Consider the following 10,900-nt stretch of genomic DNA (forward strand, 5'->3'; position numbering starts at 1 on the left):
CAGCAGGATTGGAAGTGTGGGCAAATTTAGATGACTGAACTCCAAAACGCATCTAGAGTCAGGAATAGATGAATACTAGTTCGCTGCGCGTGTCGACTGAAACCTTTGCCATCCCCTGCGTTGGTGCAATTATCCACCGTGAAATTGATGGTCAATCTCAGATTCTGATTCAGGAACGCCAAAAAAAGAGCGGCGGCATTGAGAACGGCATGCTAGAAGTGCCTGCTGGAAAAGTGCGAGAGTACGAAAACATTTTTGACGCGCTCAGGCGTGAAGTCCGGGAAGAAACGGGGCTGTCTCTCCTCAACATTCAAGGCGAAAACGAGCAGACCGTTCGCACAGTCAACGGCTACAAGGTGATGAGCTTCACATCTTTTTGCACGACGCAAAATCTTTCGGGTGGTTACTCCATCATCTTGCAGACGTTTCTCTGTCAAGCCGAAGGAGAAATGCTCAGAAGTTCATCTGAGGCGCAAGACATTCGCTGGGTATCTACTGAGGAGTGCAAAGCGCAGCTCCAGAACAGCCCAGCAGACTTCTATCCACTTCATATCAATGCCCTGATGAAGTATCTAGACGCCCACTAAAAAAGGACAATCCATGAAACTCCCCTATTCCTGGCTCCAAGAACTGATTCCCCAACTCCCCCCTATCAATACACTTGAACCCATCTTCGCCCAGCTCGGCCTGCCGCTGGAAGGCATTGACCCCGCCCCCGCACCGCCAGCCGGGGTGCTGCTGGTCACCGTCACCGAGGCTGCCGCCATGCCCGGCACGCAACTGACCAAGCTCACGCTCGACACCGGCCCACACGGCCAGAAAACGATTGCCAGTGGAGCGCCAAACGCCGTGGGCCTGCGTGCTGGAACGATGCTGGCGCTGGTCATTCCCGGCACCAAACTGGGCGATATGGAATACGGCGTTCGCACCCTGCAAGGCGTGGAGTCGTGGGGCATGGCCGCCAGCGCCAAGGAACTCGGCATCGGTGAGAGCAGCGCGGGCTTGCTGCTGTTTCCGGCAGGCACGGCCCCAGTCGGCACGCCGCTGGCCGATGTCTGGCCCGCCGACAGCGTGCTGGACATAGAGATCACCCCCAACCGTTCCGACGCCCTGAGCGTGCTAGGCGTGGCCCGCGATCTGGCGGCCTTCCTCAAGCTGGAGCTGAAGGAGCCGTCAATGGGCTTGGCCGCCAACGGCAAGGGCCAGATTGAAGTGACTCTGCCGCCCCGCGCCGTCACGCTGGAGCGCGACCCATCCAAAAAGCTGCGCTTCGGCTCCGATCACTTCTCGGCCCGCACCGTCAGCGGCGTCAGGAACGGCCCCGCGCCGGTGGAAATGCAGCGCCGCCTGACCCTGGCCGGAATGCGCTCGATTGACCTGATCGTGGACAGCAGCAATTACGTGATGCTGGAACTCGGTCAGCCGACGGCTTTGTATGACCGCCGCGACGTGACCAACGACAAAATTCTGGTGTCGTTCGGTCTGCGGCAGGGCGAGCATGTCAAAGATCTGATGGGCGGCACGCATCAGGTTGGCCCCGAAGACTTGCTAATTCTGGACGGACGCGAGCGCGGCGTGATGAGCGTGGCCGACGCCTTCCAGACTGCCCAGACTCCGCAGACCGACGGCGGCGTGCTCGGCATCGCGGGCATCATGGGCGGCGACCACGGACACGTGCGGGCGGATACCTCGGAAGTCGTGATCGAGTCGGCGCACTTCGACCCGGTGCTGCTGCGGCGCACCGCCACCCGGCTGGGCCTCAAAACCGACGCGGTGTACCGCTACGAACGCGGCGTTGACCCGATGCTCTCGCCTCGCGGGGCCAACCGGGTGGCCGAGCTACTCACCCAGTACGGCGGCGGCACAGCAGAAGCGGGCCTGACGACGGTGGGCACGCCCGACCTCCCCGCTGACATTCAGGTGACCGGCGAACAGGTGCGCGGCCTGCTGGGGATGCACGTTGACACCGGCGAAATGGTGGACATCCTGATGCGTCTGGGCGCACAGGTGAAACGGGACGGCGACACCTTAACTGTCACGCCCCCGAGCTGGCGGGTCGATATGGTGGTGTGGCAGGACCTAGCCGAGGAAGTCGCCCGCCTGCACGGCTACGCCGAGTTGCCCGAGACCCTGCCCACTTTCAGCCCCCACCCCGACAACCACGGCGCGGGAGCCGTCAGCGCGGCGCGGCGCAGCCTCAAGGGCGCACTGGCCGGACTCGGCGCTCAGGAAGTGGTGACCTACACCTTCACCAGCGACCCGGAAGCCGAGCAGGCCCGCAGCGAGGCCCCCAGTGTCCGGCTGCAAAATCCGCTGACTGCCGAGCGCACCGGCCTGCGCACTGCTTTGTATCCCAGTTTGCTGAAAGCCGCCCAGAACCGCCCCAAAGGCGAGCGGGTGCTGCTGTTCGAAATCGGGCGCATCTTCCCCGCGTCGGGCGAAATCGAGAAACTGGGATTGCTGCTGCGCGGGCCTCTGGCCCCGAACACCCATCAGGCGGGCGTGGCCGGAAGTTTCGCCGCCTTCAAGGGCCTGCTGGAATCGCTGGCGGCGGGGCAGGGAGCGAGCTTGGAGATTCGTCAACTGCGCGGCGCGGACGTACCAGCGGCCTTGCATCCCGGCATCGCGGGCGAAATCGTCTGGAACAATCAGCCGGTCGGCTGGCTGGGCGCACTCCACCCCGAAATTGCCCAGGGGTACGGTCTCAAGGGTGACACCTACCTGCTGGAAGTCAGCTTGCCGCTGCCCGCCGCCGAGTGGGCCTTCAGCGACCCCAGCCGCGCTCCAGCTGCCTGGCGTGATTTGGCCGTCATCGCGCTGCAAACAGTCAGCTACGGCGAGGTGGCCGCGCTGCTCAGGAAGGAAGCCGGGCCGCAGCTGGAAAGCCTGGAACCGTTCGACGTTTACGTAGGCGAGCAGATTCCGGAGGGGCAGCGCAGCGTGGCCGTGCACCTCACCTTCCGTGGCGAGAAAACCCTTAGCGACAGCGAGGTCGACCCGATCATGGAACGGCTGATCGGCGCAGTGCGGGCGGCAGGCTGGGCCATTCGGGAAAAGTGAGGGCAACTGCTTTGCTCCATCACTCCCTCTGCTGAGCCATTTCCCCTACTCCCCACCCTGACCTGCTGCCCACCTCACCCGCCTACACTGTGCGGGTGAGTTTGCTTTCCCCTTCCCTGTCCGCTGCCCAGCCCGCCGAACCAGCGCCGCCCACCCCCACCCGCGACCTCGTCAAGATTGCCCTGCCCGTCAGCTTAGAATTTGTGGCGCAGTTGGCGCTGGGCTTTGTGGATCAGATTATCGTGGCGCTGCTCGGCACGCTGGCGGTGGCGGGCGTGGGCTTTGCCAACAGCGTCACCCTGATCTTATTTTTTACCCTCAATGCCATCGGCGCAGGCACCAGCATTCTGGTGGCGCGGGCGCACGGCGCAGGCGACAAATCCGGAGCTTCGCGGCTGTTCGGCGCGGCGCTGGTTCTCGGCACGCTGGTGTCGGGGGTGCTGGCCGTGCCGCTGATTCTGGGCGGTGCAGGCTTTTTGCGTTCCATTGGGGCCACGCCAGAAGTCGCCGGAGCAGGCGGGCCTTTTCTGAGTGTGGTCGCTATCTCATTGCCGTTCGTCACGGCGGCAGCCATTTTCAGCGGGGCGCTGCGTTCCACCGGCCACGCCCGCACCCCCATGACCATTACCATTGTGGCGGTCATTCTCAATACCGTGCTGGGCTACGCGCTGGTCACCGGTTTCGGCCCCTTTCCCAAACTGGGCGTGGTGGGCGTCGGCATTGCCACCACCGCGTCGTATGCGCTGCGGGCAGGTCTACTGGTCTGGCAGACCTACGGACGCGGCATCTTGGACGCCACTTTGCCGCGCACGCTGGCCAACTGGGAAAGCGTTCTCGCTCCGCTGATTCCGCTGAGCTTGCCGATGGCCGCCACCGAGCTGGCCTGGAGCGGCGGCACGTTCCTTTACGCGCTGCTGGCCGGACGAATCAGCACCAACACGCTGGCCGCCATGCAGATCAGCAACACCCTGGAGGGCGTCTTCATCGTGGCCTCACTGGGTCTCGGCTCAGCAGCCACCGTGCTGATCGGGCAATCGTTGGGACGCGGCAGTGCGGCGGGCGCGGCGGCCTGGGCACACAAAATCCGGCGCTCGGGTCTGGTGGTGGCGCTGGGAGCGGGCGCACTGTTTGCCCTCACCGCGCCGCTTCTGGGCCTCCTCTTTCCGCAAGTGGACGCAGACGTGCGGCATATCGCCCTCATTTCTATTTTGGTCAACGCCGCTTTTCAAATCATCAAGGTGCAAAACATCCTGCTGGGCATCGGGATATTGCCCGGCGCAAACGACCCACGCGGCGTGCTGATCGGCGACGCGGTGGCTGCCTTCGTGGTGGGCCTGCCACTGGCGTACCTGCTGGCTTTTCCGCTGGGACTGGGCTTCTGGGGCCTCCTGATCGCCCGTGGACTCGAAGAAACCGCCAAAATGTTCATCTTCATCTGGCGAGCCAAGAAAATCAGGTGGGAGCAGCACATCTACACGGGCGAAGGTGAAGCGCCCATCACGGCGGGGCACTGAGTCATGCCGACGATCGCCCTGTTGCGCGGCGTCAACGTGGGCGGCAACCGCAAAGTGCCGATGGCGGCTCTTAAAGCGGTGGCGCAAAGCTTGGGCCTTACCAAAGTGCAAACCTACATCCAAAGCGGCAATCTGGTGTTTGAGGGTGAGACAAACCGCGCCGACTTGGAAGCCGCTCTTGAGCGCGAATTTGGGTTTTCAGTGGCGGTGACGTTGAGGAGCGCCGAGCAGTGGCAAGTGGTTATCGCCCGCAACCCCTACCCCGAACAAGCCGAGGCCGACAGCAGCAAAGTGCATGTTTCATCTCTGGACGCCATACCGCAGGAAGCAGGCTTGACGGCGCTGAGAGCCGTTGCCATCGGTACAGAAGAATGGACAGACGAGTGGACGCATGACGGGTTACATCTTTACCTCCACACGCCCGGCGGCCTGAGTCAGAGCAAGCTCAATGCCGACAAGCTCAAAGTCGGCGCGACGACCCGCAACTGGCGCACGGTACTGAAATTGGGCGAACTGGTGACGGGTACTTAGCTGCCCGCTGCCGCCCGCTACATCAGCCCCAGCACCGCTTCCTCTTTGCCTTTAGCCTCCACTTCGATCCACGGCACATCAAAGTAAGCGCTGGGCAAATCGGCGATCAGGTGGCTGTGGCGGCGATCTTGCGGCCCCTCGATGCCGTTGCTGAGGTGGACGACTTGCCATGCGGGCGGCGCCCAGGTGGCGCGGGTCAGCAGCACCCACTCGCGCACGCTGGGATCTTCCTGACTCTCCAGCTTGTCGTGGACGACGTGGTGATGGGCGTCAAAGACCAGCGGTATGCCCGTCGCCTGACACACCGGCAGCAGCTCGGCGGGACTGTAAGCGCGTTCGTCGTTTTCCAGCACCAGCCGCAAGCGGGCCGCGTCGGGCAGGTCGCGGATCACCTCGGCCAGCACCTCGCCGCGCCCCCCTTTGCCGCCGTGGAGGATCATGCAGTGGTAGGGGCTGCGCTCGAAGCCGAGCCGGTCGAGCACGTCGGCGTGGGTCAAAAATTGGTGCAAGCTGCTCTGGCGCACTTCAGGCCGCTCCGAGTTGAGGACGATGTACTGATCCGGGTGAATCAGCACCCGAATGCCCGCGTCCCCGAAGGCTTGTCCAACCGCCAGCAGTTCGGGCGCGAGTTCGTCCAGCACAGCCTTTCCGGTAGGGTCATCCAGCAGATCGAGCATCGGGTAGAGGGCCGCCGACATCCGGAACAGTTGGATGCCGTGGGCTGTGCAGTAACCCGCCGCGCTTCTCAGCTTGGCGGTGTTAGAGGCGTAGAGGTCGCGCAGGGCGGCGTAGCGCTCTGCCACCTCCAACATCCGGTAACGTTTGAGGGTGATGGTGCGGAAGCGCAGCTCTGGCCCCTGCGTCATGCAGACGAGGCCGTAAGCGGGGCGCAGCGGGGCCGTCACTTGGTCACGCCCTTCATTCGGCATTTGTCGGAACAGTAGATCACCTTGTCCCAGTCACGCTCCCACTTTTTGCGCCAGGCAAACGGGCGGCCACACACCGGGCAGATTTTTTGAGGCCGCTCGGAAGGCTTTTTGCCGCCGCCCATCGTCTTACCTGCCACTGAGCGCGTCCAACTGCCTCAGGGCGTCTGCCAAAACCAGACCAGCATCCTCATCCGCTTTGACGTGGACGGTAAGCGCGTCTCCGGCGTCCGGCTCCTCCAGCGTGGCGAGTTGGCTGGGCAGCAGTGAGACTTTGGCGTAACTGCCCTGGCGCTCTTCCAACCTTGAGCGCAGCACCTCGGGCGGCACATCCAGAAAAACAAAACCCGTTTGCGGGCCTCCGAGTGTTGTCCGGTAACTGGACTTGAGCGCCGAGCAAGCCAGCACTACACCCCCGCTTTTGGCCGCCGACTCGTCCAGCGCCGTTTTGAGGCGGGCCAGCCAGGGAGCGCGGTCAGCGTCGGTCAGCCCCTCGCCGCTTGCCATCTTGGCTTTGGCCTCAGGAGTATGGAAGTCATCGGCATCCAAGAAGGGGAAGCCGTAATGCGCCGAGAGGCCGCGCCCCAGCGTGGTTTTGCCGGAGCCGGACACGCCCATCACAATCAGTTGGGCAAAGGGAGAAACAGACATGGCCCTACGCTAGGACGCTGACGCCGCAGGCATCTGCAAGGTAAAGCACAAGGGGACGGAGTAAGGAGAAAAAGGGTGCTCGTTCTACAGCTCTTTTTGGGGGCTGTTTCCTCTCCGCTGCCTCAGCGCATCGACGTTTCCTTTTTTGGCTGCTGTGCGGCTTTGTGAAGCTTGCCTGCCGCCACCAACAGCACGTCCCACACGCTTGAAAAAGGCGGGGCGTAGGCCAAGTCCACCTCGGCGAGGTCACGAATTTTACCGCGTGAGTGCAGCAAAGCGGCGATCACATCTATCCGCTTGACGCTGCTGGGATGTCCCAGAATCTGTGACCCCAGCAGTCGGCCCGTGCTGCGCTCGGCAGTCAGGCGCACGGCTATCGGAGCGGCGTCCACGTAGTATCCGGCGTGATCCGTACTTTCGACGTCCACGCTCACGGCGTCGAGGCCCAGCGCGTCGGCCTCGTGTTGGGTCAGGCCGCTGCGGGCCACGCCCAGATCAAAGGTCTTGAAGATGGCGCTGCCCACGATGCCGGGAAAGTGCGCTTCGCCGCCCGCCATGTTGACGCCCGCCACCCGGCCCATCCGGTTGGCGGTCAGGCCCAGCGGCACATGCACTTTGCGGCGGGTCACGCGGTTGACACTCTCGGTGTTGTCGCCCGCCGCATAGATGTGCGCCACGTTGGTCTCTTGGCGGCTACTGACCCGGATGGCCCCCGTCTTGCCGATGCCCACGCCCGCCGACTGCGCCAGCGCCACGTTGGGCCGCACGCCGACGGCCACGATCAACACGTCACCCCGCACCAGGCCGCCGGACGTCTGCACGCCGCTGACCCGCCCGTCCTTGACGGTCACGGCCTCCACATTGACGCCGCAGCGCACGTCCACTTCATTTTTATCCAGCTCCTGCTGCACCCGGCGCTGATACTCGGGGTCGAGGATGCGCCCCGCCACGCTCGGCCCGCGCTCCAACAGCACCACGCTCAGGCCGCGTCTACGCAGCGCTTCCGCCAACTCCAACCCGATGTAGCCGCCGCCCACGATGATGGCCCGCTTGGCATCCTTGAGGCTGGCTTCAATCGCCTCGCCGTCGGGGATATCGCGCAGCACGTGGATGCCCGCTGCTCCTGTCTCGGCCCAGTCGGGGCGAACAGCTGAAACGCCAGTCGCCAGCAGCAAGCGGTCATACGGCTCGGTGCGGGCCGCGCCACCCGCCTCACAAACCGTGATGGTCTGCGCCTTAGCGTCCACGCCCGTGACCTCATGGCGCAGCCGCACGCCGATGCCCTCGCCGCGCATCCGTTCGGGAGTGCGGGCCACCAATTTCCCGAAACTCTCCACGTCGCCGCCGATCACATAAGGCAGGCCACACGCGCCGTAGCTGATGTAATCGCCACGCTCAAAAACCACCACTTCGGCCTGCGGGTTTTGGCGCTTGGCTCTGGTGGCCGCGCTCATGCCCGCCGCCACGCCACCCACAATGACAATTCGCATACAGACCAGACTAACTCAGCCGTGGCTGGAGGCCGCCGCTGTCCTCCGATTCAGGCCCCAGCAGCTTTAGCTTTGCGGCAACACATTAGGGGGCGTGCCCACCGCTGTGCCGTTACTCTAAGCTGCCGTGAAGCTGAATGGCGTCAATCTCCTCATAAGCATTTTGGTCGTGGTTGGGATCAATCACCACTTTCACCGCCTTGACCAGGTAAGTGGTCTTGGGAAAGGTGGCGATAAAATTCACCGTGTAATTCGGCTGAGTTTTGTCTTGGCCGGCCCAAACTTGATGAACGCCACCTTGAGGATCGATGGCAAAAATTTTGGTCACAAAGCCGTTGCCATAAGTTTCACGCACCAACACGGCGCTGGCGTACACCGGCTGCTTAAAGCTGACCGTAATGGACTGGGGAACGCCGTTTCTGGTGGCCGAAGCCCAAGCGGTGCCGTTATCGCCATACGTCATGGTATTGGGTTCGCCGAGCGCCTGCTTAGCGCCCCAATTGTCCGCGCCATATTCCGAACTGCGCGTCACCACCGCGCTGGCCCACTGCTTGAGTAAGCCGCTTTGGGCGAAGGCGAACTGGGTCAGCATCGAACTGAGGAGCACCACCGGGATAACGAGACGATTCATGATTCTCCTTTTGAATGGGGAATGAAACATCCTGCATCCTAGAAAAGAGGCTGTTAAAAAATTGTCAAAACAGCAGTTTGAACTGAAAGATCAGCCGCACCCCACGCTCCGACGTAAGCCCAGAAAGCCAGAGACAGGCAACGCATGAGACATTCAGATCCACCAGCCAGATTCTCCCCTCGCCTTCCGCGCAAACTCTGCCTGACCAGCCCAGCTCCGCAAACGCGCTCAGTGCAGTGGCTTTGACGGCAGCATGTTTGCTTGGCTGAATCTGGTTCACACCAGCGCCCTTGACACTTTTGAGAACCCATCCGCAAACGGCACCAATCCCCGCCAGGGCAGCCAGCCAGCCGCTCCGCTAGACTGCCCGAATGGCAAAGCTCAAAAAGAACCAAGTGTCCAAGCACCGCAAGCAAGGCCGCAGATCTCCGCCGCCGCCCAAAAAGAAAGCGCCCTCCAGTGGTACTGGACTGGTAATCGGCACGCTGCTGGCCGCCTTCCTCATCGCCGCAGTGGTGTTTTTCTTGCGGCCCAGCGATCAAACCAGCAGCGCCGTGCGAACCTTTGACCTGACTGGTCAACCCCTCCTCGGCCAAGCCGACGCCCCCGTGACGATGGTTGTCGTCGAAGATTTCAAGTGTCCGGCTTGCCGCGCCTTCGAGGCCAGCGTCATGCCGCAGCTCATCAGCAAATATGTGGACAGCGGCACGCTCAAAGTCGCTTCGCTGACCTGGCCCTTTTTGGCCAAAGCGCGGAACTTGCCCATTGACGATTCGCTGCTGGCCGCCGAGGCCGCCAAGTGCGTCTACGATCAACAGGAGAGCGCCGGGTATTTTGCTTATTCCAAACTGCTGTTCGGCAGTCAGGAAGACGAAACCCGCGTCTGGGCCACCAAAGACAAGCTCAAGCAACTCGCCAGCAGCCTAGCGAAACTGAATCAAACCAAATTCGGTCAATGCTTAGACAGCGACGCCACCAAAGCCCGGGTGCTCAACGATCAAAAACAGATTCTGGCCGCCGGAGTCAGCAGCACGCCCAGCATTTTTGTCGGCGGCAAATTGGTGGCCCAAAACAGCTTGGAGGCTATCAGCGCGGCGGTAGAAGCAGCAAGTCAGTAAGGCGCTCCACTCAACTCAGGTCACAGGCTCGGCGTTGATGCCCACAAAAACGTGGGCCGCCACTGTCAGCGCCAGAGTGCGCTCGGTATCACCGACCATCAGTGTCAACGTCCCGAAGGCCGGTTCTATGCGGCTGACGCGTATGCTCGCCCCCGGTGTCAGCCCAGCAGTCATCAGGGCGCGGAGCTGCGCCGGATCACCGTCCGGAACACGCACCACCAGCGCCAGAGCACCCACTTTGAGGGCCGTCAGCGGGCGGTCTTCGCGCAGCGGCAACACCCCCTCAAGTGTGGGAATCGGGTCGCCGTGAGGATCGTGGCTGGGATGGCCCAAAAACGCGGCCATCCGCGCTTCTAAGCGTTCGCTGATCACGTGTTCAAGCCGCTCGGCTTCGTCATGGAGTTCATCAAGCGGATAGTTGAGCGCCTGATGAAGATACGCTTCGATCAAGCGGTGGTGCCGCACCATCTCGAGGGCCAACTGCTCACCCTTTAAGGTCAGGACTGCGCCTTGGTAAGCCGTATGCTGCACGAGGCCGAGTTCAGCGAGCTTGCGGATCATCCCCGTCGCGCTCGCGGGCGTCACTTTCATGGCGTCAGCCAGCGCCTGCGTATTGACCCGCTCTTCGCGCTCACCCAAGACGTAAAGCTGCTTCAAATAGTCTTGAGCCGAGCGGGAAAGCTCAGGCACTTGGACACTCGTCTCGGCAACAATCATAGCTCATAGTTTAGTCGCCACTCAAATTGGGTGGATGAGAAGCGCTCATCAAATTATTTGAGCGCTTCAAATTCTTCAAGAAATAACAAGGAAAAAGGCCCACAACAATGAAGTTATGGGCCTTTTAGAAAAGCAGTATTCGTTAGCGAGTGACATGAGGAGCAATGAAAGGAGGTGATCCAACCGCACCTTCCGGTACAGTTACCTTGTTACGACTTCACCCTAGTCACCAACCACAGCCTAGACGCCTGCCTTTCGGCTC

11 protein-coding genes and 1 rRNA gene are annotated in these 10,900 nt (G+C 62.1%); 5 read left to right on the forward strand and 7 right to left on the reverse strand.

Going from position 1 to position 10,900, the window contains the following annotated elements:
• Window positions 1-68 precede the first annotated feature (68 nt).
• The 4 genes from FNU79_RS12645 (at window position 69) to FNU79_RS12660 (ending at window position 5,105) form a co-directional block, all read left to right on the forward strand.
• A complete protein-coding gene (locus tag FNU79_RS12645) occupies window positions 69-587 on the forward strand; it encodes an NUDIX hydrolase (RefSeq protein ID WP_143721180.1) in 519 nt (172 codons plus the stop codon).
• Window positions 588-600: 13 nt separating this feature from the next.
• Window positions 601-3,060: a phenylalanine--tRNA ligase subunit beta gene (gene pheT, locus FNU79_RS12650; RefSeq protein ID WP_143721181.1), complete on the forward strand. Its 2,460-nt coding sequence runs from the start codon at window positions 601-603 to the stop codon at window positions 3,058-3,060.
• 95 nt (window positions 3,061-3,155) lie between these two features.
• Window positions 3,156-4,574, forward strand: coding sequence for an MATE family efflux transporter (locus FNU79_RS12655; RefSeq protein ID WP_225430055.1), 1,419 nt, complete (start codon window positions 3,156-3,158; stop codon window positions 4,572-4,574).
• Window positions 4,575-4,577: 3 nt separating this feature from the next.
• Window positions 4,578-5,105 carry a DUF1697 domain-containing protein gene (locus FNU79_RS12660; RefSeq protein ID WP_143721182.1) on the forward strand — a complete coding sequence of 176 codons (528 nt, stop codon included), beginning with the start codon at window positions 4,578-4,580 and terminating at the stop codon, window positions 5,103-5,105.
• A gap of 17 nt (window positions 5,106-5,122) precedes the next feature.
• Here the strand turns inward: FNU79_RS12660 and uvsE are convergent, their stop codons facing one another.
• From uvsE to FNU79_RS12685, 5 genes are all read right to left on the reverse strand, one after another.
• The gene (gene uvsE / locus FNU79_RS12665; RefSeq protein ID WP_143721183.1) at window positions 5,123-6,034 is read right to left on the reverse strand and encodes a UV DNA damage repair endonuclease UvsE; all 912 of its coding nucleotides are present in this window, start codon (window positions 6,032-6,034) and stop codon (window positions 5,123-5,125) included.
• A complete protein-coding gene (locus FNU79_RS19800) occupies window positions 6,007-6,156 on the reverse strand; it encodes a DUF2256 domain-containing protein (RefSeq protein ID WP_143721184.1) in 150 nt (49 codons plus the stop codon). The genes uvsE and FNU79_RS19800 overlap by 28 nt, the downstream gene beginning before the upstream one ends.
• 4 nt (window positions 6,157-6,160) lie before the next feature.
• A complete protein-coding gene (locus FNU79_RS12675) occupies window positions 6,161-6,682 on the reverse strand; it encodes a gluconokinase (protein WP_225430056.1) in 522 nt (173 codons plus the stop codon).
• Between the two features lie 122 nt (window positions 6,683-6,804).
• Window positions 6,805-8,172: an FAD-dependent oxidoreductase gene (locus tag FNU79_RS12680; RefSeq protein WP_143721185.1), complete on the reverse strand. Its 1,368-nt coding sequence runs from the start codon at window positions 8,170-8,172 to the stop codon at window positions 6,805-6,807.
• Between the two features lie 112 nt (window positions 8,173-8,284).
• Entirely contained in the window at window positions 8,285-8,803 is a 519-nt protein-coding gene (locus FNU79_RS12685; RefSeq protein WP_143721186.1) for a hypothetical protein, read from the reverse strand.
• A gap of 371 nt (window positions 8,804-9,174) precedes the next feature.
• Here FNU79_RS12685 and FNU79_RS12690 point away from each other — a divergent pair, with 371 nt between their 5' ends.
• On the forward strand, window positions 9,175-9,921 hold the full coding sequence (locus FNU79_RS12690) for a thioredoxin domain-containing protein (protein ID WP_143721187.1): 747 nt from the start codon (window positions 9,175-9,177) through the stop codon (window positions 9,919-9,921).
• Between the two features lie 15 nt (window positions 9,922-9,936).
• Here FNU79_RS12690 and FNU79_RS12695 read toward each other — a convergent pair whose 3' ends face one another.
• Entirely contained in the window at window positions 9,937-10,638 is a 702-nt protein-coding gene (locus FNU79_RS12695; protein ID WP_143721188.1) for a metal-dependent transcriptional regulator, read from the reverse strand.
• Window positions 10,639-10,805: 167 nt separating this feature from the next.
• Window positions 10,806-10,900 (reverse strand): 16S ribosomal RNA (locus FNU79_RS12700); the annotation flags it as partial.

Origin of the sequence: Deinococcus detaillensis (assembly GCF_007280555.1) — a bacterium.
Taxonomy (GTDB): domain Bacteria; phylum Deinococcota; class Deinococci; order Deinococcales; family Deinococcaceae; genus Deinococcus; species Deinococcus detaillensis.